Source organism: Halomonas almeriensis, from assembly GCF_030409235.1.
In the GTDB taxonomy this organism is placed as follows: Bacteria; Pseudomonadota; Gammaproteobacteria; order Pseudomonadales; family Halomonadaceae; genus Halomonas; species Halomonas almeriensis.
In genome coordinates this window covers 144,242-169,591 of sequence record NZ_JAUFPO010000002.1, presented here as the reverse complement: position 1 = coordinate 169,591, position 25,350 = coordinate 144,242, and the positions used below count along the sequence as shown (strand labels likewise).

At 65.3% G+C, this 25,350-nt stretch carries 22 protein-coding genes; 8 read left to right on the top strand and 14 right to left on the bottom strand.

Annotated elements, in window-relative coordinates; translation table 11 throughout:
- Positions 1 to 12: 12 nt before the first annotated feature.
- The 13 genes from QWY74_RS00990 to kynU form a co-directional block, all read right to left on the bottom strand.
- The gene (locus tag QWY74_RS00990) at positions 13 to 201 is read right to left on the bottom strand and encodes a YgaP family membrane protein (protein WP_264826634.1); all 189 of its coding nucleotides are present in this window, start codon (positions 199 to 201) and stop codon (positions 13 to 15) included.
- Positions 176 to 1,972: a SulP family inorganic anion transporter gene (locus QWY74_RS00985; RefSeq protein WP_290313584.1), complete on the bottom strand. Its 1,797-nt coding sequence runs from the start codon at positions 1,970 to 1,972 to the stop codon at positions 176 to 178. The genes QWY74_RS00990 and QWY74_RS00985 overlap by 26 nt, the downstream gene beginning before the upstream one ends.
- Positions 1,969 to 3,264, bottom strand: a complete 1,296-nt coding sequence (locus tag QWY74_RS00980) for an NAD(P)/FAD-dependent oxidoreductase (RefSeq protein WP_264826638.1) — start codon at positions 3,262 to 3,264, stop codon at positions 1,969 to 1,971. The genes QWY74_RS00985 and QWY74_RS00980 overlap by 4 nt, the downstream gene beginning before the upstream one ends.
- A 50-nt stretch (positions 3,265 to 3,314) precedes the next feature.
- Entirely contained in the window at positions 3,315 to 3,734 is a 420-nt protein-coding gene (locus tag QWY74_RS00975; protein ID WP_290313583.1) for a protein tyrosine phosphatase family protein, read from the bottom strand.
- Positions 3,735 to 3,763: 29 nt separating this feature from the next.
- On the bottom strand, positions 3,764 to 4,633 hold the full coding sequence (locus QWY74_RS00970) for an MBL fold metallo-hydrolase (protein ID WP_264826641.1): 870 nt from the start codon (positions 4,631 to 4,633) through the stop codon (positions 3,764 to 3,766).
- A gap of 179 nt (positions 4,634 to 4,812) precedes the next feature.
- Entirely contained in the window at positions 4,813 to 6,207 is a 1,395-nt protein-coding gene (gene hemG, locus QWY74_RS00965) for a protoporphyrinogen oxidase (protein WP_290313582.1), read from the bottom strand.
- A 251-nt stretch (positions 6,208 to 6,458) separates the two neighbouring features.
- Positions 6,459 to 7,367: an MBL fold metallo-hydrolase gene (locus tag QWY74_RS00960; RefSeq protein WP_264826643.1), complete on the bottom strand. Its 909-nt coding sequence runs from the start codon at positions 7,365 to 7,367 to the stop codon at positions 6,459 to 6,461.
- A gap of 72 nt (positions 7,368 to 7,439) precedes the next feature.
- Positions 7,440 to 8,087 carry a peroxiredoxin gene (locus tag QWY74_RS00955; RefSeq protein WP_264826644.1) on the bottom strand — a complete coding sequence of 216 codons (648 nt, stop codon included), beginning with the start codon at positions 8,085 to 8,087 and terminating at the stop codon, positions 7,440 to 7,442.
- A gap of 245 nt (positions 8,088 to 8,332) precedes the next feature.
- Positions 8,333 to 9,811 carry a protein adenylyltransferase SelO gene (locus QWY74_RS00950; protein WP_264826645.1) on the bottom strand — a complete coding sequence of 493 codons (1,479 nt, stop codon included), beginning with the start codon at positions 9,809 to 9,811 and terminating at the stop codon, positions 8,333 to 8,335.
- A 100-nt stretch (positions 9,812 to 9,911) separates the two neighbouring features.
- The gene (locus QWY74_RS00945) at positions 9,912 to 11,240 is read right to left on the bottom strand and encodes a DUF2252 domain-containing protein (RefSeq protein ID WP_264826646.1); all 1,329 of its coding nucleotides are present in this window, start codon (positions 11,238 to 11,240) and stop codon (positions 9,912 to 9,914) included.
- A gap of 104 nt (positions 11,241 to 11,344) precedes the next feature.
- Positions 11,345 to 12,205, bottom strand: a complete 861-nt coding sequence (gene kynA, locus QWY74_RS00940) for a tryptophan 2,3-dioxygenase (RefSeq protein WP_290313581.1) — start codon at positions 12,203 to 12,205, stop codon at positions 11,345 to 11,347.
- Positions 12,202 to 13,044 carry an alpha/beta hydrolase gene (locus QWY74_RS00935; RefSeq protein WP_290313580.1) on the bottom strand — a complete coding sequence of 281 codons (843 nt, stop codon included), beginning with the start codon at positions 13,042 to 13,044 and terminating at the stop codon, positions 12,202 to 12,204. Before QWY74_RS00935 ends, kynA begins: the two co-directional genes overlap by 4 nt.
- Positions 13,044 to 14,285 (bottom strand): kynureninase, encoded by a 1,242-nt coding sequence (gene kynU, locus QWY74_RS00930; protein WP_264826650.1) that lies wholly within the window; start codon positions 14,283 to 14,285, stop codon positions 13,044 to 13,046. The genes QWY74_RS00935 and kynU overlap by 1 nt, the downstream gene beginning before the upstream one ends.
- Before the next feature lie 168 nt (positions 14,286 to 14,453).
- On the opposite strand from kynU, the gene QWY74_RS00925 reads away from it, so the two are divergent.
- The 7 genes from QWY74_RS00925 (at position 14,454) to QWY74_RS00895 (ending at position 20,580) form a co-directional block, all read left to right on the top strand.
- Positions 14,454 to 14,924 carry an Lrp/AsnC family transcriptional regulator gene (locus QWY74_RS00925; RefSeq protein ID WP_264826651.1) on the top strand — a complete coding sequence of 157 codons (471 nt, stop codon included), beginning with the start codon at positions 14,454 to 14,456 and terminating at the stop codon, positions 14,922 to 14,924.
- 71 nt (positions 14,925 to 14,995) lie between these two features.
- Positions 14,996 to 16,501 (top strand): DNA-3-methyladenine glycosylase 2 family protein, encoded by a 1,506-nt coding sequence (locus tag QWY74_RS00920; protein WP_290313579.1) that lies wholly within the window; start codon positions 14,996 to 14,998, stop codon positions 16,499 to 16,501.
- On the top strand, positions 16,498 to 16,986 hold the full coding sequence (locus tag QWY74_RS00915) for a methylated-DNA--[protein]-cysteine S-methyltransferase (protein WP_290313578.1): 489 nt from the start codon (positions 16,498 to 16,500) through the stop codon (positions 16,984 to 16,986). The genes QWY74_RS00920 and QWY74_RS00915 overlap by 4 nt, the downstream gene beginning before the upstream one ends.
- A 116-nt stretch (positions 16,987 to 17,102) precedes the next feature.
- On the top strand, positions 17,103 to 17,462 hold the full coding sequence (locus QWY74_RS00910) for an ArsR/SmtB family transcription factor (RefSeq protein ID WP_264826655.1): 360 nt from the start codon (positions 17,103 to 17,105) through the stop codon (positions 17,460 to 17,462).
- 36 nt (positions 17,463 to 17,498) lie between these two features.
- On the top strand, positions 17,499 to 18,215 hold the full coding sequence (gene arsH, locus QWY74_RS00905; RefSeq protein ID WP_264826656.1) for an arsenical resistance protein ArsH: 717 nt from the start codon (positions 17,499 to 17,501) through the stop codon (positions 18,213 to 18,215).
- A 14-nt stretch (positions 18,216 to 18,229) separates the two neighbouring features.
- Complete coding sequence (locus tag QWY74_RS00900) at positions 18,230 to 19,540, top strand: arsenic transporter (RefSeq protein WP_290313577.1); 1,311 nt, start codon at positions 18,230 to 18,232, stop codon at positions 19,538 to 19,540.
- Positions 19,541 to 19,578: 38 nt separating this feature from the next.
- Positions 19,579 to 20,580 (top strand): glycoside hydrolase family protein, encoded by a 1,002-nt coding sequence (locus tag QWY74_RS00895; protein ID WP_290313576.1) that lies wholly within the window; start codon positions 19,579 to 19,581, stop codon positions 20,578 to 20,580.
- Here the strand turns inward: QWY74_RS00895 and QWY74_RS13070 are convergent.
- Positions 20,577 to 21,065, bottom strand: coding sequence for a metallophosphoesterase family protein (locus tag QWY74_RS13070; RefSeq protein ID WP_264826660.1), 489 nt, complete (start codon positions 21,063 to 21,065; stop codon positions 20,577 to 20,579). The genes QWY74_RS00895 and QWY74_RS13070 overlap by 4 nt on opposite strands.
- A 520-nt stretch (positions 21,066 to 21,585) precedes the next feature.
- Between QWY74_RS13070 and recC the strand changes: the two genes are divergently transcribed.
- On the top strand, positions 21,586 to 25,305 hold the full coding sequence (gene recC / locus QWY74_RS00885) for an exodeoxyribonuclease V subunit gamma (protein ID WP_290313575.1): 3,720 nt from the start codon (positions 21,586 to 21,588) through the stop codon (positions 25,303 to 25,305).
- Positions 25,306 to 25,350 lie beyond the last annotated feature (45 nt).

Sequence of the window (25,350 nt, the reverse complement as noted above, 5' to 3'; positions counted from 1 at the left end):
CCTCCTTCATGGTCACTTGGTGCGACATGTCCTGATGCCCAGGAGAGAGTAGAGCGGGCAGGAGCCGATCAGGGCGGTCAGGATCGGCAACACCCCCAACCACCCCCAGACACCCAGCGTGCCCGAAAGCGTCAGCCCAATGAGCACCACCCCGAAGGCAATCCGCAGCCATTTATCAAGGCGACCGATATTGTGTTTCATACGAAGACTCCGTGTGGCATGAAGTGGCCGGGGAAACGCCCCGTCCGCTGGTTTCCCGGTCGTCCGCCACATGCAGGACGCACCAGGCACTGAAGGTGCTCAGGAAGACCTGCCCCGTCAGCTCGTGAAGAAAATCGGTCTGCTCCAGGCGGTCCATGACCGGCCCCTTGACCTCGGCGAGATGCAGGCTCACCCCGGCATCCCGGAGCCGACTGTTGATGGCTTCCAGGCTCTCCAGCGCCGAGGCATCGATCAGATTGACCGCCTGGCAGGCCAGCACGATATCCGCGACCCCCGGCTGCCGCGCGACCAGTGCCATCACGGTATCCTCGAGATAGCGCGCATTGGCGAAATACAGGCTCTCGTCGACCCGCAGAATGCTCAACCGCTCATCGGTTTCGACCTCATGGCGACGCACATTGCGAAAGTGCTCGGTACCCGGCACGCGTCCCACCACGGCACTGTGCGGCTGGCTGGTACGATACAGATGCAGGCCCAGCGACAGGACCACGCCCGCCAGGATGCCGCTCTCCACGCCATGGAAGAGCGTCAGCAGCAGCGTCGCCAGCATGGCGACGCCGTCGGCCCGCGAGTAGGCCCAGGTGCGCTTGATCGCCGGCAGATCGATCAGGGTGGAGACCGCTACAATGATGGTGGCGGCCAGCGTCGCCCTGGGCAGGAAGGCCAGCGGCTCGGTCAGGGTCAGGGCCGCCACACCGATACCCAGCGCCGTGAAGGCGCCCGCCAGCGGGGTGACCGCTCCCGCCTCGAAGTTGACCACCGAGCGCGAAAAGCCGCCGGAAACCGGAGCCCCACCACTGACACCAGCCCCCAGGTTGGCCATGCCCAGGGCAATCAACTCCTGATTGGGGTCGATGCGCTGGCGTCGCTTGGCCGCCAGCGACTGGGCGACCGACACCGACTCGACAAAGCCCACCAGGCTGATCAGCAACGCCGCCGGCAGCAGAGCCGACCACAGGTCGGCCTCCAGTGAGGGCATCGCCAGCGCGGGCAGGCCGCCGGGCACCTTGCCCACCAGCGCGACCCCTTGCGACCCCAGGCTGAGCCCCCAGGCCAGCAGCGTGGTGACGATGACCGCCGAGACCGGCGCCGCCCTGCTCAACAGGCCGGCGACAGCGTCCGTCAGCCCGAGGCGGATCAGCCCGGACTTCAGGTAACGACGACTCAGCACAAGATAGGCCCAGACCCCAAGGCCCATCACCAGCGTGACCCCATTGAGGGTATCCAGCTGCCCGAACAGTGACGTCACCATTTCCAGAAGGTTATGCCCGGACGCCTCGACTCCCAGGATATGCCGCAACTGGCTGGTGGCGATGAGCAGGCCGGAGGCGGTGACGAACCCGGAAATCACCGGGTGGCTGAGAAAGTTGGCCAGAAAACCCAGCCGCAGCACCCCCATGCCGACCAGCATCAGGCCGGACAGCGCGGCCAGTACCAGCGCCGCGCCGACATACTCGGCGCTGCCCGGCTCGGCAATGCCGCCAAGCGCCGACGCCGTCATCAGCGAGGCGACCGCTACCGGGCCCACCGCCAGCGTGGCACTGGTACCCAGCAAGGCATACAGCACCAGTGGCAGCATGCTGGCATAGAGCCCCATCTCCGGCGGCAGCCCGGCCAACAGCGCATAGGCCAGTGCCTGAGGCACCAGCATCAGGGTGACAATCACGGCCGCCAGGCCGTCACGCGCCAGGGTCTCGGCGCGGTAACCCTTGAGCCAGCCAATCAGCGGAATCATGCGTTCAGGCGTCATCGGCTCCTCGCCGTCTGCGCTTGAACTGGCTCAGCTTGCTGATCACGGCGTGCCGGATGGGCCATCCATTCTCGACCCTTGAGCATGCCGTGCCAGTATAGCCAGGGTAACTGCTTGGCCTTGAGCCACCAGGCGCGACGCGTTGCCTGGGTGCCATCATTGACCCAACGCGGGAAAGTTGGCTGAAGAGCACCGCCATACCCAAACTCGGCCAGCACGATGCGTCCTCGCGAGACCGTCAGAGGACAGGAACCATAACCCTGATAGGCCGCTGACATGGGGCGCTCTTCCAGAGACGCCAGCAGATTGTCCGCCACTACAGGAGCCTGCTTGCGCACTGCCGCCGCCGTCTTGGCATTGGGGGTGCCACTGGCGTCCCCGAGACCGAAAACATCAGGGTAACAGGCGTGCTGAAGCGTCTCGGCATTCAGGTCCAGCCATCCCCCTTCATTGCCGAGCCCGGACTCGGCGATGAAAGCCGGAGCATGCTGAGGCGGCACGACATGCAGCATGTCGAACTCCCGCTCTTCCTCATATTCACCCTGGTCATCGCTGACCATGAAGCGTGCCTTTCGTGACGGACCGTCGACAGCCACCAGGCGACGACCAAAGGCTTTCTCGATACCGTATTGCTCGATATAGCCCTCCAGTGCCGGTACATAATCCGGCACTCCAAAGAGGACCTGACCGGCATTGCAGAAGCTGACATCAATATTCTTCAAACGGCCCTGGCGCTGCCAATGGTCACAGGACAAATACATGGCTTTCTGGGGCGCCCCGGCACATTTGATTGGCATCGGCGGCTGGGTGAACAGCGCCTTGCCATGCTTGAGCGACTGCACCAGCGACCAGGTGTAGGGCGCCAGCTCATAGCGATAATTGGATGTCACACCGTTCTCGCCAAGCGTCTCCTCGAGCCCTTCGATGGCACCCCAGTCGATCACCAGCCCCGGAGCCACGACCAGTCGTCGATAACGGATCTGCCGACCGTCACCCAGAGTGACCAGGCCGCACTCGGGATCGACACTCTGGGCATGAGTGGCATAGCGAACGGCCTTGCGAGGAACCACCTCACGCATCGGCCGGCGCGTGATGCCTGCAGAAAAGACACCCCCGCCGACGAGCGTCCAGCCGGGCTGATAGCTATGCATCTCGGCGGGGTCGATAATGGCAATATCCAGATCACTGCAACGTTTCAGCAGGCTGGCTGAAACGGCAATGCCGGCAGCTCCTCCCCCGATCACCACGACATCGTGATAGCACCGGGTAAGGTCTTGTGTCGTGCGAGACATGGTGAGCTCCCTGTCATCGTTATGGTTGTAGTCGTCATTCATCAGGCTGGTCACCTATTCAACATATCGTGAATGGGCTGTGGATCATGGCCCGCCTGGTGGGCCGCCTCGAGCAACGCCGGAATATCGCAGCCCGGCTCGCAACTCCGGGCATGCGCCCACATGTGAACGGCTCTGCGACCGGTTCGGCAAAACGCCAGGATCGGAGGCGGCAATTCTTCCAGGGCTGTGCCAAAAGCCTCGATATCGGCTTCACCGTACTCCCCCGGCGCAACGGGTATACACCGCCAGGCCAGCCCCAGCGCCAAGCAGCGCTGGTGCATCAACGACTCATCAGGTTGCCCGTCAGCCTCTCCGGGCCGCCGATTGCAGACAATCGACTTGAATCCCAGACGGACCACTTCCTCCAGGTCCTCTACCACGAGGGCATCGCTGATGGCGAAGCCCGGTTCCAGTTCATGGATCTGCATTATTGATGACTCCTTCAGCGACCCTGGACTCAAAACAGGTTGATGGGGACCTTGAGATACACCTGACCGTTCTCCTCTGCCGGAGGCAGCTCACCGGCCCGCATATTGACCTGCACCGAGGGAAGAATCAGCCGTGGCATGTTCAGCGTTGCATCACGCTCGGTACGCATCCTGACGAAGGCTTCCTCGCTGACGCCCTCGTGCACATGAATGTTGTGCTCACGCTGCTCGGCGACCGTGGTGGAATGCCGGAACTCGTCCCGTCCAGATGTTGGATAGTCATGACACAGAAAGAGGCGCGTCTCGGCCGGCAGGGAGAGCACCTTTTGAATCGAGCGGAAAAGCGTTCGAGCATCGCCGCCGGGAAAATCGCAGCGAGCCGTGCCATAGTCGGTCATGAACAGGGTATCGCCAACAAAGGCGGCATCACCGATGACGTAGGTCAGGCAGGCCGGCGTATGCCCCGGCGTGTGCAGCACCCGCCCCTCGAGTTGACCGATGGCAAAGGTATCCCCCTCCTCGAAGAGACGATCGAACTGGCTACCATCGCGCTGAAAGGCGGTGCCAGCGTTGAACGCCTTGCCAAAGACATCCTGCACCACGGTGATATTGGCTCCGATGCCCGTGCGACCGCCGAGCCTCTCATGCAGGTACGGCGCCGCGGAGAGATGGTCGGCATGCACATGGGTCTCGAGCACCCACTCCACCTGCAAGGCATGATCCTCGACAAAGGCAATGATCTCGTTGGCCGAGCGCACATCGGTACGCCCTGCCGCATAATCGAAGTCAAGCACCGAGTCGAGAATGGCGCAGGCGTGGCTGTCGGGGTCCTGAACCACGTAACTGAAAGTATTCGTGGGTTCATCGAAAAAAGCCGTAACGATGGGCTGTTGAGACATAGCGCACCTCCTTAGAACACCAGATGATGAAAAACCGGCTTGCGCCAGATCGCATCGGTTAGACCCTTTTCATTGTAAACAATATTTTGTTCTAACGTTAGATTTTTTAGTAATAAAAATAGCGGTTAGCGCGCTTTTTTATTCCGCGATGTGATCAGGCGTGACTGACAGCGACTGCCTCATTCCGCCTCACTCGAAAACTGCCCCATCGCCTGGCGCCCATTTTCCAGGCAGTCACCGACCGCAATGCCGTCCCGCCAGTTGCCAATCACGTAAAGGCCGGAATGCAAAGTCACCGCTTGCTCGATCTCATGGATTCGAGCCAGATGTCCCAACTCATATTGCGGAATCGCGTTTGGCCAGCGCTGTATGCTGTGCCACACAGGCTCCCCCTCGATACCCAGCAGATCTCCCATGTCATGGCACACCTGGGCCACCAACTGATCCGCGGTGAGCCTTGCCCCCTCAGGGTCACGACGGCCACCGATAAAGGCATGAAGCAACACGTGCCCGGCTGGGGCTCGACCGGGAAAAAGGCTTGAAACAAACAGCACCCCCAGGGTGCGGCGCTTTTCGCGCCGCGGCACCAGCACGCCGAAGCCATCCAGCGGATGCGATACCTGCGACGCCGCAAACCCCAGGGAAACGGCAGTGACCGGCGGATAAACGATATCTCTCAGCAAGCTCGCCAATCGGGTATCCATGGGCTGCAAAAGGTCCGCACTCACATGAGCCGGCGTGGCCAGCACCAGGCGGGCAGCATGAAAACACTGCTCATCCCGAGTCTCAGCCAACCACCCCTTGTCGGTTTTTCGGAGAGTGTGGATACGCGTGCTGCAAAGCACTTGGCCATGACGAGCGGTTGCCACCTCCTCGGCCAGACACTGTGCAAGGCGCTGCAGTCCACCGTGAAAACTGATCAGCTTGCCTTTCCAGGTAGCGGGCATGGTCTCGCTTCGTGCATTACCCTGCCTGGACTTCCAGGCCCCTCGAAGCAAGGAACCGAAGCGCTGTTCCAGGGCGGTCATGCCGGGAAATGCCGCCTGCGCCGAGAGTTGTTGCGGATCGCCCGCATGGATACCCGACACGAACGGATCGACCAGATACTCGAGGACATGACGCCCGAGCCGTCGTTCAACGAAGGAAGCTATCGACTCCTCGCCCTTGCCCGGGCTTATCCAGGGCTCCAGAGCCAGCCTGGGCAACGCCTTGGCCAGCAGTGGATTGAAAGGCGCACGGGACCAGTTCAAGGGTAAGGCCTGAACTCGCCCATTTTTGACGATGAAGCGCTTGCGGCCCGCCTCTCCGGCAAATATGGCTTCCTGGTCCAGACCCAGCTCATGCAAGAGTCGGTACAGGGGTGGCTTGGCCATCAGGGTGTTCGGCCCCAGCTCGACCTGCCAGTCACCATCATCCCGGGTCGCAATGTTGCCACCGACGTTTTCGCCGGCCTCCACCAGGACCACGTTTTTTCCTTGACGGCACAATTCTCGGGCCGCGGATAGCCCGGTCGCACCGGCACCAACCACCAGAGTCCCGATACCGGGCTCAACACCAGGATTCGCATCCAGCATGTTCCAACCTCCTTCCCGCGCCATCTGCGCCAGACTCGTGTGCCAGGGCGAGGATCATCATCTCAGGCTCAACACCAACGCCTGCCGCATGGGGCCGAACGAGAGCGAGGTTAGCCGATCTCTCGACCGGAGCGGCGCACCAGCACCGCGCACAAATTCGCCGGGAACGAATTTGAACCGTCTTTGGATGGGCCCGTCGTGTCGCCGCCAGGGATAGTGGCTATACCACTGCGACTTGCACGGGCAGGCATTCAAGCAGTGTTTCCCTGGAGGGCATCCAGAGGAATCTTCAAATAGCGCCGACCATTGGCTTCGGGCTCCGGCAGGCGACCACCACGGGTGTTGATCTGCAGGGAGTGCAGAATCAGCCTGGGCATCGGCAATTCACTGTCACGTTGGTTGCGCATCGCCACATAGTCCTGCTCGGTCATACCACCGACCAGATGCTTGTTGGTCTGGCGTTGCTCGCGCACCGTGCTCTCCCACTCTGGCTCACGACCACCCGGCATATAATCATGTCCGGTGAACAAGCGGGTATCATCAGGCAGTGCCAGTATCGCCTGAATGGATCTCCAGAGCTGATGGGCATCTCCCCCAGGAAAGTCGGCTCGGGCAGTGCCGAAGTCCGGCTGGAAGAGGGTGTCGTGGACAAAGGCAGTATCACCGATCACGTAGGTGATCGACGCCAGGGTATGACCTGGCGAGAACATGACCCCTGCCTGAAGCTCACCAATACGAAATACCTCACCCTCGCTAAACAGTGTGTCCCACTGCGAGCCATCGGCGGGAAAATCCGGCCAGTGATACAGCTCCTTCCAGAGTTTCTGTACCTCGACGACTTGCTCGCCAATGGCGGTAGGCGCCCCGGTCTTCTGCTTCAGATATTGAGCCGCGGAGAAGTGGTCGGCATGGGGGTGAGTATCCAGAATCCACTCCACCTCGAGCCCGCTCTCCCGCACATAGTCGAGCAGTTGATCGGCATGCTGGGTAGAGGTCGCACCGGACTTGTCATCGAAGTCATGGATGGGATCGATGATCGCACACTTGCCGGTGGCGGGGTCGCTCACCACGTATTGCACCGAAAAAGTGAGGGGATCGTAGAAACCGGCAACATCAGGCTTGCCGACATCCTGACCGCGAGAAAGTTGAAAAGTCTGCATATTGGCCTCGTGAGGTTGGGAAATGCATACCGGGCCGGGTGCCAATGAACCGCAGCACCCGGCATGTCGGCCTTACAGCGTCTTCTTGCAGAAGTACCAGTCCACGTACTCATAGCCCTGATCCTGGCGTGCCTCGGCTTCATCGGCGGTCGCCGGCGGCGGGACAATCACCGGCTCACCCGGCTGCCAGTTTTCCGGGGTTGCCACACCATGGGCATCACTGGTCTGCAATGACTTGACCAAGCGTACAATCTCGTCGACGGAGCGGCCATTGGACATCGGGTAGTAAACCATCGCCCGCAGAACACCCTGCGGGTCAATGACAAAGGTGGCGCGAACCGCCGCGGTATCACTGGCTCCCGGCTGAATCATTCCATAGGCATGGGCCACTTCCATGCTGAGGTCGGCAATGATTGGAAAGGGAATATCAACGCCGAAGTTCTCCTTGATGCTGCGCGTCCAGGCGATATGGGCATGCACACTATCAATGGAAAGGCCCAGCAACTCAGTGTCGAGCTCCCTGAACTGATCAGCTCGCGTCGCGAAGGCGGAGAATTCGGTGGTACATACCGGAGTGAAGTCCGCTGGATGTGCAAAGAGCACCAACCATTTGCCTCGATAGTCACTCAGAGACTTCACACCGTGTGTGGTCTTGGCCGTGAACTCCGGTGCGGGACAGTTGAGCTGCGGCATGGCGGGTTGAGACTGCTGTGTTTCCATGATTTTACCTCGCGGGTGATGTATCGAGCGCTTATTTGCTAAAGCGGTTATAACGTTATGCCTTTTTTGGATACTTACCCAATTGAAAGCGCTTATGGGATCGATAGCACCCAAAGTGATCAAGCTCATTGGAGGCCTATCACGTTGAACCGCTCATGACACAACGGCGCCCGACTCCCCAGGGGGAATCGGGCGCCTTGGCGGCCATCTCGGAGAGCGGCAGGCCATTAGCTGCCGTCAGGGGGTCAGGTACCGCAGAAGGTACGCAGCACGCGCTCTTCCTCGCGCGGTGGCGAGGTATAGTCCACCTCGCCGGCGGGCGTCGTGTAGGGATTGGTGACCGCGGCCAGCAACGCCTCGAAGGGGCCGAAGTCGTCCTGCTCGGCGGCGGCAATGGCCTCGGCGACGCGGTGATTGCGCGGCACCACGGCGGGATTGGTGGCCTGCAGGCGCGCCACGATGTCGGCGTGCGACACGCCTTCACGCGCCAGGCGTTCGCGCCAGCGCGGCAGCCAGGCGTCCAGCGCCTCGCGCTGCTCGAACTCGCCGCTGAGCCTGGCCGCTTCACCGCCGGTCTCCACGGCATCGGCCAGATAGCGAAAGCTCAGATGAAAGTCGGCACGCCCTTCCTGCATGGCATCCAGCAGTGCCTGGGCCAGTTCGCCATCGCCGTCTTCCTCGGTGGCAAGCCCCAGCTTGGCACGCATGACCTGGCGCCAGCTGGCCTCATAGCGCTCGGCGAGGTCGCGAATGATCGGTGTGGCACGCTCCACGGCGCGATCACTGTCGCTGTCGATCAGCGGCACCAGGGTCTCGGCGAAACGGGCCAGGTTCCACTGCAGCACCACGGGCTGATTGACGTAGGCGTAGCGACCCTGCTCGTCGATGGAGCTGAAGACGGTTCGCGGATTGAACCTGTCCATGAAGGCGCAGGGGCCATAGTCGATGGTTTCCCCGGAAATGGCGGTGTTATCGGTGTTCATGACGCCATGAATGAAGCCGACGCCCATCCAGCGTGCCACCAGATCGACCTGTTGCTCGGCCACGGCATCCAGCAGCGCCAGATAGCGCTCGCCGTCATCCTCCAGCGCTTGCAGATGCGGATAATGGCGCTCGATGGCTTCATCGGCCAGCAGGCGCAGCGCCTCGGTATCGCCGCGCGCGGCGAAGTACTGAAAGGTGCCGACCCGCAGATGACTGGCGGCGACCCGCGTCATGACGGCCCCCGGCTCCGGCACACCGCGCACCACGCGTTCGCCGGTGGTCACCGCCGCCAATGCCCGACTGGTCGGCACGCCCAGCGCATGCATGGCCTCACTGACCAGGTACTCTCGCAGCACCGGCCCCAGTGGCGAACGGCCATCACCACCCCGCGAAAAGGGAGTGCGCCCACTGCCCTTGAGCTGGATATCCCGGTATCGCCCGTGTTGATCGATTACCTCGCCCAGCAACAGTGCACGGCCGTCGCCCAGTTGCGGCACGAAGTTGCCGAACTGGTGACCGGCATAGGCCATGGCCACCGGCTCGGCGCCCTCCGGGGTGCGATTGCCCGAGAACACCTGGGTGGCCTGCTCGTCATCATAGTCCTGAAGGTCGAAGCCGAGCGCTTCGGCAAGCGGCCGGTTGAAGGCGAACAGTCGCGGCGACGCCGCCGGCGTCGGCTGGCTGAGCGCACGCATGTGATCGGGAAAGCGCGCGTAACGCAGGAAAAAGCTCGGGAACATGACGCCTCCAGTGCAGCAGGGCTCAACAGCTTGAGCATAGGGCCAGCCACCCTACCACTCGGCGGCGGGCGCGCAAACGCCAGCCGCCGTCCGCGAAGTGTCAGCCCTGGGGCGTCCCGGCAGGCTCGGCCAGGCTATCGACGAAGGTACGGTAGTCCTGGGCGACACACTGGGCATAGCTGACGGCCAGGGTGGCGATCATGTCGGCAAAGTGCTCTTCCTGGCCCTCAATCATCGCGCAGACGTTGCGCGCGAAGCAGCCCGGGTCTTCCGGATACAGCGCCTGGGCGCCACGCAGGTGCTCACGGGCCAGGATCCGCCCCCAGCGCTTGACCAGCTTGCGGTAGTCCTTGCTGCTGTCCAGCTTGTGGGTCGGGAAGTCGTCCTTGAAGGGCGAGCGCTCGCGCACCGAGAAGACGGTGTCGCCCAGGTGCAACCAGCCGAGATACGGATCGGGATGCTCGGCAATGGCACGGAAGGCCGCCGCATGGCGAGCCCCTTCGTGGGGGAAGGCTCGCCGCCAGGTGCGTTTCTCGGCGGCACTCAGCAGGCGCCAGCCCTCCGGCGCGGTCTGCTGCTTGACGTCGAGAATCACGTCGTCGTGTTCATGGTCGCGTCCGCCCTCGATCAGCACATAAAAGCGGTCCAACCCCAGCGAGCCGGTGCCGGCATCCAGGCGGCGCGCCATGTCCTTGATGGTGAAGTGCGAGGCATCGGCCTCGGCATGCTCGCTCTGCAGGGTCTGGCGGTACTCTTCCTCGATGGCTTTGCGCAACTGGCTGTCTAGATGCGCCGACAGACTGGCGAGCTTCTCCGGGCGGTCCGCGAAGCGCCGCCCGTCATCGGTCTGCTGGGTCCACTTGTCGAGCATCTTGGCCCGGCTGCGCTTCTTGGCCACCTTCTTGAGGAAAGGCTCCACCGGTCCCTTGGCCGTCTCCAGGGTCACGCCATCCGGCGCTTCGCCATTCTGGTGCTTGTCGAGCTCATCGTGATAGCTCTCGGTCAGGGCCGCCAGGGCCTTGTAGATATCCTTGGGCGAGAGGCCGACATTTTCCCGCGCATCCAGCACCAGGCTGGCGGCCAGGCGCCAGAGGTCGTACTGGTAGTCGCCGATCATGGCGTCATCGAAATCGTCCATGCCATAGCGCACATTGTCGTCATGGCTGCCGTAGGCGCCGAAGTTGTAGGCATGTGCATCGCCCTGCAACCAGGTCTGGGTCTCCGGCAGGCCGCCATACAGGGCGAAGCGCCAGTCATGCCAGACATCATCCCAGTAGAGGTGATTGGTGCCCCGGAAGAAGCTGTAGGGCGACTCGGCCATCTTGAGATACTTGGCCTGGCGATCCGCCTCGGCCAGCTCGGCATTGGCCGACTTCACGGCATCCAGCACCTGGCGGGGACGGTTGTGGCGGGTAAGCGGTTGCGACATCTGACATCTCCGTATGATCGGCAACGGCCGAAGTGGCTTCAACACAGTCAAGCAAGCCGTGGGCCGCCAGGCAAGTCGCCGAGCGAAATCCCTGCAAAGCCGGGCTACAGCAAAGTTCGAACCGACCAGAGTTCGGGGAAGAACTTCAACTCCAGCGCCTTCTGCAGATAGCCCACCCCCGAGGTGCCGCCGGTGCCGCTCTTGTGGCCGATAATCCGCTCCACGGTTTTCATGTGGCTGAAGCGCCACTTGTGGAAGTTGTACTCGGTATCGATGAGCTTTTCCGCCAGCTCATACAGCTCCCAGTGGCCTTCCGTGTCGGCGTAGATCTCCGCCCAGACGGCCTCCACGGCGGCCGAGGCGCTATAGGGCTGCGACCAGTCGCGCTCCAGCACCGCGTCCGGCAGCGCGAAGCCGCGCCGCGCCAGCAACTGCAGGCTGACGTCATACAGGCTCGGCGCGTTCAGCACGGCCGCGAGCCGTTCGAAGCGGGCCGGATGCGCCCGATGCGCACGCAGCATGCCCGGGTGCTTGTTGCCCAATAGAAACTCCAGCTCGCGATACTGATAGGACTGGAAGCCGGAACTCTGTCCCAGGCTGTCGCGGAAGCTCGCATAATCGCTGGGCGTCATGGTGACCAGCACCTCCCAGGCCTGAATCATCTGCTCCTGGATGCGCGCCACCCGGCTGAGCATCTTGAACGCCGGCCTGAGCTGGTCCGCTGCAATGTGGCGCGCCGCGCCGTGCGCCTCGTGGAGACACTGCTTGAGCCACAGCTCGGAGACCTGATGGATGACCACGAACAGCATCTCATCATGCGCCCCGGAAAGCGGCCGCTGACAGGCCAGCAGGGGCTCGAGCTGCAGGTACTCGCCGTAACTCATGTCCTGATCCCAGTGAACGCGGGTCTCATCCTCCAGGTTCACGGCGCCCCGCGGTGTCGGGATCTCGTCGGAATGACTCATGCGACTCCTCCTGATGCCGGGCATGACGGCCCGGTTGTCGGTATGGCGGGGGGCAAGCGGTGCGGCTCATCCGCGAGCCGTTCCAGAATGTCGAAGTGGTCACAGCCGTCGCGCCGATCGAACCGACAGGGTAGGCCCACCGCCCGAGCATGGCGCTCGAGGCACTCGCTCTGGGCGCGAAAGGCCGGCGGATCATGTTCGCCGCACAGCAGACGTAGCGGTGGCAGTCCCTGAAGCGACCGGCACAGCGGGCTCAGCTGCGCGGCGCATTGATAATCCAGCCCCAGGGGCGCATTGATACAGGTATCCACCAGCGGCCGCAGGTCGTAAATGCCGCTGATCAACCACAAGGAGTCGATCGCGGTGAGCCGCGGCTCGTCTAGGCAGCTCATCAGCGCCAGGTGGGCGCCGGCACTGTGTCCCCCGAGATGAGCCCGAATGCCGGAATAGCGGGCGCTCAGGGCATCCTGTAACCAGGTGACTGCGCGCCGCACGGCCTCCACCATGGCCTCGATGGAAGCCTCGGGCGCCAGCGGATAATCCACGGACGCAAAGGCCCAGCCGGCCGCCAGCCAGGGCTCGGCCAGGAAGTCGGTTGCCGAGGCATCCAGCTCCTGCCAGTAACCGCCATGCAGAAACACCATCAGCGCCCGGGGCGAGCCCGCCGCCGGCACAAAAAGATTGATCCCCTCTCCGGCCCCCGCTCCATGGCACCAAGGCTGTGGTGGGTGGCGTTCACGCAGGCGGACTCCCAGTTCGGCCTGGCGTGCCAGGGTGGCGTGCGGATCACGCGCCCAGCGACTCGGCAAATAGGCCTGCTCCCGCTCGGCGCCCGCCATCAGGTCACCTCCGAGCGCACCTGAAAGCGCTCTGCCCGGTATTCGCCGCGCTCCACCACCTCGCGGAAGTGCCGCGCGGCCTGCCAGACATCCTCGTGGCTCAGGTAGAGCGGCGCAAAACCGAAGCGCATCAGACCCGGCTCGCGATAATCGCCGATCACCCCGCGGGCGATCAGCGCCTGAACGATGGCAAAGCCGTGCTCGCCGGCCACCAGCGAGACCTGGCTGCCCCGTGCCCCGAGCGCCGGGGTGATGTCCTCGATACCGTGGGCCGCGAAGAGATCGGCCAGGCAGGCCCGGAACAGCTCGGTCAGCGCCAGGCTCTTGTCGCGCAGCGCCGCCATGTCGACCCGCGCCCACATCGCCAGCGAAGCCTCCAGCGCACTATAGGCCAGCGCCGAGTGGGTGCCGGTACGAAAGCGGGTCAGGTCGGCCGCCGGCGCATAGTCCGGCGCGAAGGCGAACGGCGCGGCATGACCGTGCCAGCCCGACAGCGGCTGCCAGCCATGGGTCTGATGATCGCGCCGCACATATACGAAGCCCGGTGCCCCCGGCCCGCCGTTCAGATACTTGTAGGTACAACCGACCGCGTAGCGCACATCACAGGCGTTGAGAGCCACCGGCAGCGCCCCGGCCGAGTGGGCCAGGTCCCAGATGACCTCCGCGCCATGGTCGTGCACCAGCCGCGTGGTGGCCGCCATGTCGCGCAGGGCCCCGGTGCGATAGTTGACCTGACTGAGCACCACCACATCGACGCCCTCGAGGTGCGCCTCCAGCGGCTCGCCCTCCGGCAGCACCCGGTGCTCATGAGCGGCCAGATGGCTGAACCCCTCGGCGATGTAGCCATCGGCCGGAAAATTGCCGCCCTCGCTCAATACCACGCCACGCCCCGCCCGGCCGCTCTCGCCACCCGGGCCGAGGATGTAGCCCAACAGCTTGAAGAGGTTGAGGGTAATGTTGTCGGTGACCAGCACCTCGTCTTCACGCGCGCCCAGCACGGGCGCGAGCAGCCGCCCGAGTCGTTCCGGCGCATCGAACCAGCCCTGATTCCAGCCGCCGATCAGCTCGTCGCGCCATTGATCCAGGGTCCCGGCGACGGCCTGGCGCGCCGCCAACGGCTGGGCGCCGAGCGAATTACCATCCAGATAGAGCACGCCTTCCGGCAGCGCGAAGTGCGCCTTCCAGCCGGCAAGTGGATCCTGGCGATCGCGTTGACGCGCGTCTTCGAGTGAAACGGACATGGGCAAGTCTCCAGAGGGTCAGGACAGGGCCGGTCGGACAACAGGCACGATACCGTGGCGGACCTGACCACCATTCTAGAGAAGCCGGCATGAAAGGGGCTTGCGTTTTCACACCCTTGCGCCAGAATCAATGCAACACTTTTGCATCACACAACTGAAAGACAGCAAATGATTGCACTAGACCGCTTCGACCTGAAAATCCTGCATGACATGCAGCGTGATGCCCGCCTGACGCTCGGCCAGCTTGCCGAAGGCGTCAGCCTCTCGGTCAGCCAGTGCTCGCGACGCCTGGCGCGGCTCGAGCGGGAAGGCGTCATCCAGGGCTATTCGCTGCGCCTCTCCGCCGAGGCGCTGGGGCTTGGCGTCACGGCCTTTATCTTTCTTTCCATGGACAAGCGCCTGATGGGCGACCCACAAGGCGTCGTGGCCAGCCTGCTGGAGCGCGACGAAGTCATCGAATGCCATACCGTCACCGGGCAGCACGACTTCATCCTCAAAGTCTGTGTGGAAAGCCTGGGCGCCCTCTCCGCCTTCCTCGCCAGTGTCGTCAGCCCCATGGAAGGCCTTCACGACATCGCCACCCAGGTCGCCATGGACACCCTGAAGACCAATGGCCCGCTCAGCACCCAGCGGGCGTGATGACCTGCCTGGCATCACCTCCGATTCCGGCCGGTTTTGCTCGTCAGGCGCGCTACACTGCAGGCTGACGCATGAGCCAGGAGGAAGCAGGCGTGACGCCGAGGATGGATGACACCAACGCACCCGGTCCGGGGATGCTGCCCGAGCTGACCGCGGCGCAATGCCGACAGGCACGGCTCGCGCGGGATACCCGTTTCGACGGTCGCTTCTTCGTCGCGGTGCACAGCACCGGCATCTACTGCCGGCCGATCTGTCCGGCGCTGCCGTCTCGCGAGAACCGCGTGCACTACTACCCGAGCGCCCTGGCCGCCGCCGAGGCCGGCTTTCGCCCCTGTTTGCGCTGTCGGCCGGACAGCGCCCCGCATTCCCCGGCCTGGCGAGGCAGCCGCACGACCTTCGAGCGCGCCCTGCGGCTGATCGACGAGGGCGCCCTGCGCGAGGGCAGCCTGGGCGAGCTCTGCGAGCGGCTGGGCATCGGTGAGCGCTACCTGCGGCAACTCTTCCAGCAGCACCTCGGCGTCGCGCCGAAGACCTACGCCCTGCACCGCCAGTGCCTGTTTGCCAAGCAACTGCTGCATCAGACCTCGCTACCCGTCACCGAGGTGGCTCATGCGAGTGGCTTTAACAGCCTGCGGCGCTTCAATGACGCCTTTCGCCGGCATATCCGGCTGGCCCCGCGTGAGCTGCGCCACCGCGACACGGCAGCCGGCGATGGCCTGACCCTGAGTCTCGCCTACCGGCCGCCCTATGCCTGGCAGCCGCTCCACGACTTCCATTGCCAGCGCGTCATCGAGGGGCTGGAGTGGATCGGCGAACACCACTATGGCCGTCATGTAAGCTGGGGCGATGCCCGCGGCTGGTTCACCGCCGAGCATCACCCCGAGGAGCACGCTTTCCGCGTACGGCTCGAGCTCGACGACCTGAGCGTACTGCCCCAGGTGGTACAACAGATCCGCCGCGTGCTCGACCTGGATGCCGACACCCATACCATCGAGTCGCATCTGGCAGGGCTGCTGCCCGAGCTTTCTCTGGTCGAAGGGTTGCGCCTGCCCGGTGTTTGGTCGCCCTTCGAGGCCGGCGTGCGGGCCATCCTCGGCCAGCAGGTGTCGATCACCGCCGCCCGGCAACTGGTCAGCCGGTTGGTTGAACAACTCGGCGAGCCCGCCGCCCAGGGCCGCTACTTCCCCACGCCCGCCCGGGTCGCCGCCAGCGAACTCGACTTCCTGCGCATGCCCGGTGCCCGCAAGGCCACCCTGCAACGCTTGGCCGCCGCCTTTGCCGAGCCCGAGCGGATGGCCGACCCGCTGCAGTGGACCAGCCTCAAGGGCATCGGCCCCTGGACCGCCCGCTACGCCGCCATGCGCGGCACCGGCCATCCGGATATCTGGCTGGAGGGCGATGCGGGGCTGCGCCGCGCACTCGGCCACCTGGGCGAGTGCGACCCGGCCGGAGCCGCCCCCTGGCGCAGCTACCTGACCCTCCAGCTATGGGCGCGGCCGCCGGCGCGCGATACGCTGGAACCATCGACTCGTGACACTCACGTCCCGCATGCGACGGACAAGGAGGCAAACCCATGAGCCAGGCGCTCGACTACTTCGAACCCCCGCAGCGCGACGCGCTGGGCCTGATCAAGCTGACCGCCAACGCCCGCGGCCTCACCGAGATCGCCTTCGTCCAGAGCCAGGACGGCGAGCCCAAGCCCAGCGAGGTGACGGATCGCGCCCGCCAGCAACTGGCCGAGTACTTCGATGGCCAGCGCCACAGCTTCGATCTGCCGCTTGCGCCCCTCGGCACCGACTTCCAGCGGCGTGTCTGGGACGCCCTGTCGACCATTCCCTTCGGCGAAACCCGCAACTACGGTGAAATCGCCGACCAGCTCCGCTGCAAGGGCGGCCAGCGCGCCGTCGGCAACGCCAATGGCAAGAACCCGCTGGCCATCGTCGTGCCCTGCCACCGCGTCATCGGCAGCGACGGCAGCCTCACCGGCTATGCCGGCGGCATCGGCCGCAAGCAATGGCTGCTGGCCCACGAAGCCGGCGAGGTGCCCTTCGAGCTGGGCTGAGACAGCCGCGGGGTGCCAGGGCCTTGCGCCCGCCGCGCCCCGCTCGCAAGACCGCTGGATCCACTGCCATCAAACCATCCATTGCATTCGCTCAATATGTCTGTAATTCTCGACATATGGACAACAACGCTTTGATCGACGTCTTCTCGGCCCTGTCACAGTCGACACGCCTCGCGACCTTCCGGCTGCTGGTGCGTCACGAGCCGGACGGTCTGCCCGCCGGTGATATCGCCCGTGAGCTGGATGTGCCGCATAACACCATGTCGACACACCTGAGCGTACTGGCTCGAGCCGGCCTGGTGACCTCGCGCCGCCAGAGTCGCTCGGTCATCTACCGCGCCTGTCTCGAACACCTGCAAGGCACTCTGGATGCCCTGCTGCGCGAGTGCTGTGCCGGCAATCCTGACGCCTGCGACTCCTCTGCAGCGGCATCGCCGGCGACCCGCGACAAACCGGGCTCGCCCCCCTCGAGCTGAGCGACCCTTCCACCGAAGCCGCAGGACCCAAGCCCCATGAGTCAAGACGACCTTCCCAACATAGACCCCGAGCAACTCGAGCCCATCGACATCGACGCTCTGGTCGGACCCGAAGCCTCCCGGCATGCCCCGCGTATCCTGGTGCTCTACGGCTCGCTGCGCGAACGCTCCTACTCGCGCCTGCTCGCCGAGGAAGCCGCCCGCCTGCTGCGCTGGTACGGCTGTGACGTGCGCACCTTCAACCCCGCCGGCCTGCCGCTGCCGGATGATGCCGACAGCAACCACCCCAAGGTGCAGGAACTGCGCGAACTGGCCACCTGGAGCGAGGGCATGGTCTGGGTCAGCCCGGAGCGCCACGGCGCCATGACCGGCATCATGAAGGCCCAGATCGACTGGATTCCCCTGGCGCTGGGCGGCGTGCGCCCCACCCAGGGCAAGACACTGGCCGTCATGGAAGTCTCCGGCGGCAGCCAGAGCTTCAATGCCGTCAACCAGCTGCGCATCCTCGGGCGCTGGATGCGCATGCTGACCATCCCCAACCAGTCCTCGGTACCCAGGGCCTTCAACGAATTCGATGAGGCCGGACGCATGCGCCTCTCGCCGCTCTATCTGCGCGTCGTGGATGTCTGCGAGGAGCTGGTCAAGTTCACCTGGCTGACCCGCGACCGCAGCGCCTACCTCACCGACCGCTACTCCGAGCGGGTGGAAAGCGCCGAGCAGGTCTCGCAGCGCGTCAACCAGGCCACTCACTGACAACGGAGCCTTTCATGCTGGCATTCGGCATCTTCGTGGCCACGCTGGTGCTGGTCATCTGGCAGCCCCGCGGGCTGGGCATCGGCTGGAGCGCCCTGGGCGGCGCCGGCGTGGCGCTGCTGCTGGGCGTGGTCGACTGGGGCGATGTGGGCACCGTGTGGCACATCGTGTGGGACGCCACCTTCACCTTCGTGGCGCTGATCATCATCTCGCTGATTCTCGACGAGGCCGGCTTCTTCGCCTGGGCCGCCCTGCACATCGCGCGCTGGGGCAATGGCCGGGGCCGGCTGCTGTTTCCGCTGATCATCCTGCTCGGCGCCATGATCGCGGCGATCTTCGCCAACGACGGCGCCGCCCTGCTGCTCACGCCCATCGTGGTGGCCATTCTGGCGCGGCTGGACTTTCGGCCCGGCGCGGCCCTGGCCTTCATCATCGCCACCGGCTTCGTCGCCGACTCCACCAGCCTGCCGCTGATCATCTCCAACCTGGTGAACATCGTCAGTGCCAACTACTTCGACATCGGCTTCAGCCGCTATGCACTGGTCATGGTGCCGGTGGACCTGGTCGCCTTGCTGGCCACGCTGCTGGTACTCGGCTGGTACTTCCGCCGCGAGGTGCCCGGCCGCTACGACGTCGAGCGCCTCGAGTCCCCCGCCGACGCGATCCGCGACCATCAGGTCTTCCGCGCTGCCTTCCCGTTGCTGCTGGCCCTGCTGGCCGCTCTCTTTCTGACCACCCACTGGGAGCTGCCCTTCGCGCTGATCATGGGCAGCGCCGCACTCATCCTGATGGCCATCGCCGGCCGCTGGTTCAGTGCCGGGCACGTACATGTCATCTCGCTGAAGAGCGTGCTGCGCCACGCCCCCTGGCAGATCGTGCTGTTCTCGCTGGGCATGTACCTGGTGGTCTACGGCCTGGGCAATGCCTGGTTGACCGACGCCGCCGCCGAGGTGCTGGTCTGGTTGAGTCGGCAGGGGGACCTGGTGGCCACCGTGGGCACCGGCTTCGCCTCGGCGATCCTCGCCTCGCTGATGAACAACATGCCCGCTACCCTGATCGGCGCCCTGGCCATCGACCAGGCCGAGGTCTCACAGCAGACCCAGCAACTGATGGTCTACGCCAACGTCATCGGCAACGACCTGGGACCCAAGCTGACGCCCATCGGCAGCCTCGCCACCCTGCTGTGGCTGCATGTGCTGGCCGGCAAGGGCTATCGCATCGGCTGGGGGCAGTACATGAAGGTGGGGCTGGTGATCACCCCACCGGTGCTGCTGGCCACGCTGGTGGCCCTGGCGGTCTGGTTACCGGCATTACCAATGCCCTAGAATCAGGCACTTTTCGATAGTTACCTGCGGGACGACACATGCTGGAACTGGCCGACAAATGGATCTGGGATAGCTGGTACGTCGAGGATCAGGGCCTCTGGCATGCCTTCTTCCTGCAGGCGGATCGCGCGCTGGGCGATCCGGAACAGCGCCACTGGCACGTCAGCCACGGCCACGCCACCAGCACGGACCTCGTCCACTGGAGCTATCAGGGCACGGTGCTTGCGCCCTCGCCCACGCCGGCCTTCGATGACTGCAGCGTCTGGACGGGCTCCGTGGTAAAAGGCGACGACAACCTCTGGCACCTCTTCTATACCGGCACCAGTCACGCCGAGAACGGCCTTCATCAGCGTATCGGCCATGCCACCAGCACGAACCTGCATGACTGGCACAAACAGGGCCTGGCACTGGAGCGCCGCGGCCCCAATGCCGAGTGCTACGAGCCGCACCTGCCCGAGCGCTGGAAGGACGAATCCATGCGCGACCCCTGGGTCATTCGCGACCCGGAGGGTGACGGCTGGCTGATGTTCTTCACGGCGCGCTCGCCGTTTGCCGACGACACCCTGGCCGCCGGCGCCATCGGCCTGGCGCGCTCCCCCGACCTGTATCAATGGTCTCTCGAGCCGCCGGTCTTTGTCGGCGGCTTCGGCGAAATCGAGGTCCCCACGGTATTCGAGAAGAATGGCCGCTGGTATTGCCTGTTCTGCACCAGCGCTCCCTACTGGTCGGCGGCCTACCGAGAGACCTACCCGGGCGAGCCGGTCTCGGGCATTCACTACCTGATGGCCGACCACCCGCTGGGCCCCTGGCGCATCGCCGAAGGCCATTTTCTCGACGGCACCCCGCACTGCGACCGCTATGCCCCGCGCTGGCTCCACGCCAACGGCCGGGACTGGCTGATGAGCTGCCTGATGCAGAAAAACGGCGAGTTTCAGGGCGTGCTCACCGACCCGGTGGAGCTCCAGGCGGGCCCCGACGGCAGGCTCGAGCTGCGGGCCCTGCCTGCCCGGACAGCCGTCGAGGAAACGGCCAACGGCTAGACCGGCAGATGCAGGATGGCACCGCGCAGGGCCGCCTCGTCGCACCACAGCTTGCCGACCGTCAACGGCAGGGAGAAGCGCCGACGACCGGCGCCGCCGGAATTGAACAGCAGCCGGCCATCGCGCCATTCGTTGCGCGCCTTGTGAGAATGGCCGTGGAGCACCGCATCGCAGGCGGTGGCCGCATCGAAGTCGGCGAGATCATGCACCAGATGCAGCCGCCAGCCGTTGACCCGCAGGTCGAGATGCCAGGGCAGGCGCTCGGCCCAGTCGGCGGTATCGACATTGCCGCGCACCGTATACACCGGCGCCAGCTCGCCCAGCCGCTCGATGATCGCCTCATCCCGATCGCGGCTGCCCACATCGCCCAGGTGCAGGATCAGCCCGCAGCCCTCCAGCATGCTCAGCGCCTCGTCGCGCAGCGTGCCGTGAGTGTCGGCGATCACGCCGATGGGCGCGTCGAGATCCATGCAGTGTGGTTTCATACCGTTCCTCGCGAAGGCAGGGCAGGATACCGGTGCAGCGAGTGCTTCACGTGTTCTCCTGCCCCGCATACCACTCGGCGTAAGGGGTGTTTTCGACCACTCGGCGTAAGGGGTGTTTTCGATCTTGCATTGGGTGTAGTCCGGAGCGTCGTCCTGCCACCACACCGGGCCGCGCTCACCCAGCGCACGCTTGGCCTCATCGACCCGGGCACGGGCATCACGCTCGGCGGCGGTGTCCTGCGCGCGTTTCGCCTGCCCCACCTCGCGCCGTGCCTGCATCAGCTTTTTCACCCAGTGCTGACGCTCCGCCTCGGGCAGTGCCGGATTGGTACACCGCCAGAGGTGCCCACGCACCACGATATAGCGACCATCCGGGGTGGTCAGTGGGGGAGCTGAACTCATGGCAGGCTTGTCCATTCCGCAGGTGATGGGTGAATGGTCGCCCTGGCCGCGTTCGGCTTCAAGCCTTGACCATTTTCCGGCACCATGAGGGCACGTTGTCCGCCGCCAAGGAATCGCCATGCCCGCCTCCTCCGATACCTCGCTGCAACCCGGTTTCATGGTGGTGCACGGCAACCGCCTGGAGGAACTGCGCGATCTGGCGGTGACCTGGATGCGCCAGCACCCGCTCGACCCGCTGGAGGACGAGACCATCCTGGTGCAGAGCAACGGCATCAGCCAGTGGCTCAAGCTGGCCCTGGCCGCCGATGATCCCCGGGGCAGCGGCGTGGCGGCGGCGCTGGATGTCACCTTGCCGGCGCGCTTCCTGTGGCAGGCCTACCGCAGCGTGCTGGTGCATCGCGACGGCGAGGGCGCGGTGCCGGCGGAGTCGCCGCTGGACAAGCCGCGCCTGATCTGGCGCCTGATGCGCCTGCTGCCGGCGCTGCTCGACGACCCGCTGTTTGCGCCTCTGTCGCGCTTTTTGGCCGATGACGACGACCTGCGCAAGCGTCACCAGCTCGCCGAGCGACTGGCCGACCTGTTCGACCAGTATCAGGTCTATCGCGCCGACTGGCTGGCGGCCTGGGCCGAGGGCCGCGACGAGATCATCGATGCCCGTGGCCAGGCCCGCCCGCTGGACGACGACCAGCGCTGGCAGCCAGCCCTGTGGCGTTATCTGCGCGACGACATCGCCCATCACCTGGGCGACGCCGGCCTGGCCAGCAGCCGCGCCGTGGTGCATGGCCGCTTTCTGGAGGCCTGCCGCGAACTGGCCGAGAGCCCACAGCAGGGTGATAGAGAGGCGCGTCCTCCCGGCCTGCCGCGCCGCGTCATCGTCTTCGGCATTTCCTCGCTGCCGCGCCAGACACTGGAAGCCCTGGCCGCCATCGCCCGGTTCAGCCAGGTGGTGCTCTGCGTGCACAACCCCTGCCGGCATTACTGGGCCGACATCATCGAGCACAAGGACCTGCTTCGCGCCGCCCGCAAGCGCCAGCAGCGGCGCCCCGGCATGCCCATCGAGCTCGACGACACCCAGCTTCATCTGCATGCCCAGCCGCTGCTCGCCGCCTGGGGCAAGCAGGGCCGCGACTACCTGCGCCTGCTCGACGAATTCGATGATCAGGAAAGCTATCGCGCCCGCTTCGAGGCCGAGGCGCTGCGCATCGACCTGTTCGAGTCGCCGCTGGAACACAGCACGCACCCCGGACTGCTCCAGCAACTGCAGGACGACATCCTCGAGCTGCGGCCGCCCGCCGAGACCCGCGAGGCCTGGCCAGCGGTCAAGCCGCACCACGACACCAGCCTGCGCTTTCATGTCGCCCACAGCGCCCTGCGCGAGGTGGAGATCCTGCACGACCAGCTGCTCGCCGCCTTCGATGCCGACCCGAGCCTCAAGCCCCGCGACATCCTGGTCATGGTGCCGGACATCGACACCTACACCGCCGCCGTCCAGGCGGTGTTCGGCCGCCTCGCGCCGGACGACCCGCGGCATATTCCGTTCACCCTGTCCGACCAGACCAGCCGCCACCGTCAGCCGCTGCTGATCGCCCTGGAAGCCCTGCTGCAACTGCCCGAATCGCGCCTCAGCGTCGGCGAGCTGCTCGACCTGCTCGAAGTGCCCGCCCTGCGCCAGCGCTTCGGCCTCGACGCCGAGGCCCTGCCGATCCTGCGCCGCTGGATCGAGGGCGCCGGCATCCGCTGGGGGCTCAGCGCCCGCCAGCGTGCCCGGCTCGACCTGCCCGAGGGCCTCACCGCCAACACCTGGGCCTTCGGCCTGCGCCGCCTGCTGCTCGGCTATGCGGTGGGCGACAGTACCGACAACGCAAGCACCGACGGCCCCTGGCACGACATCGAGCCCTATGGTGATATCGGCGGCCTGGAAGCCGCCCTGGCCGGCCCGCTGGTCGACCTGCTCGACACCCTGGAAGCCCTCTGGCAGCGCCTCACCGAGCCCACCGACGTGGCCACCTGGTGCCAGCGCCTGCGCGAGCTGCTGGCCGACTGCTTCAGCGCCGCCGACGAGGCCGACCTCAACACCCTGACGCGCCTCGAGGAGATCCTCGACGAATGGCGCGACGCCACCGACGACGCCGACCTGCAGGAAGCCCTGCCGCTCTCGGTGGTGCGCGAACACTGGCTCGGCCAGATCGACGACAACAACCTCTCGCAACGCTTCCTGGCCGGCGCCGTGAACATCGCCACCCTGATGCCGATGCGCGCCATTCCCTTCCGCCACGTCTGCCTGCTGGGCATGAACGACGGCGACTACCCGCGCACCCAACGGCCGCTGGACATCGACCTGATGGGCCACGACTACCGCCCCGGCGACCGCTCACGGCGCGAGGACGACCGCTACCTCTTCCTCGAAGCGCTGCTCTCGGCCCGCGACCGGCTGATGATCAGCTGGGTCGGCCGCAGCATCCACGACAACGCCCCGCAGCCGCCCTCGGTGCTGCTCGGCCAGCTGCGCGACCATATCGCCGCCGGCTGGCAGCTCGCCGACGCGCCGGCCGAGGCAGACCCCGGCCAGGCCCTGCTCGACGCCCTGACCACCGAGCACCCGCTGCAGCCCTTCAGCCGCGCCTATTTCATGGCCGCACCGGATGCCGACAACGCCCTGTTCACCTACGCCCATGAATGGCGCGCCATTCATGCCGGCCAGTCAACCGCCCTGGACGACAAGGCGCCTCTTGAGTCTGGTGTTAACGCCGTATCGCCGAGCGCAGCTAGCTTGCCGCGGATGCCCCAGGAAGCCCCGTTGACACTTGGCCAACTCGGCGCCTTCCTCAAGGACCCCGTCAAGGCCTTCTTCAACACCCGGCTGGGCGTCCACCTGGAGCGCGAGAGCGCCGAAAGCCCCGACCACGAGCCCTTCGAGCTGGACGGCCTGACCCACTGGCAGCTGCAGGACGAACTGATCCAGGCCGGGCGCCGCGCCGTGGAAGACCGCGAATCCCCCATGCCCGCCGTCGAGAGCACCCTGGCGCGTCTGGAACGCGAAGGCCGGCTGGCCATGGGCGGCTTCGCCCAGCGCATGCGCGACGACCTGGTCGAACCGCTGGACGGGCTGTTCAGCGAATACGCCGAACTGCTCGCCGCCTGGCCCCATCCCCGCGCCCTGCCGGCGCCCGTCTCGCTGGAGCTCGAGGCCGCGGGCGGCCCCCTCGCCGTGGAAGACTGGCTCGACGAACTGCGCGAGAACGACCAGGGCGACGTATGCCGCCTCAAGCTGATCACCAGCAGTCTGGTCCACAAGGGCAAGTACCACTGGAAACACTGGCTGACGCCCTGGGTCGAGCACCTGGCCGCCCAGATCGCCGTCGGCCCGGTCACCACCGAGCTGCGCTCGCGCGCCGGCGGCGGCACCCTCAACCCGCTCGACCCGGAACTGGCCCGCGCCCGCCTGACCGCCATCGCCTCGGCCTGGCAGGCCGGCATGACCGCCCCCCTGCCGCTGGCCCGCGACGCCGCCTTCACCTGGATCAAGGAAGGCGGCGACATCGCCCAACTGGATCGCTGCCTGGGCAGCCCGGAGCGCCAGGAAGACAACGACCTCAAGGCCTACCAGGCCGCCGCCAAGGTCTTTGAAGGCGACAACTACAACGCCGGCGAGCTCCAGCGCGACGCCTACCTGGCCCGCCAGTGGCGCAGCTTCGATGAACTCGCCCGCCAGCGCACCGCCGAGCGCCACTTCGGCGAACTGGCCGACGCCCTCTACGCACCGCTGCATTACGCAGTCAAACGCGACAAGGCAAGCTCAAAGGGCAAAAAGACCACAGCGCAGGGGAAACAGCCATGAGCGAAGGAAAAACAGCCATGAGCGAGGGGGAAGCAGCCTTGAGCG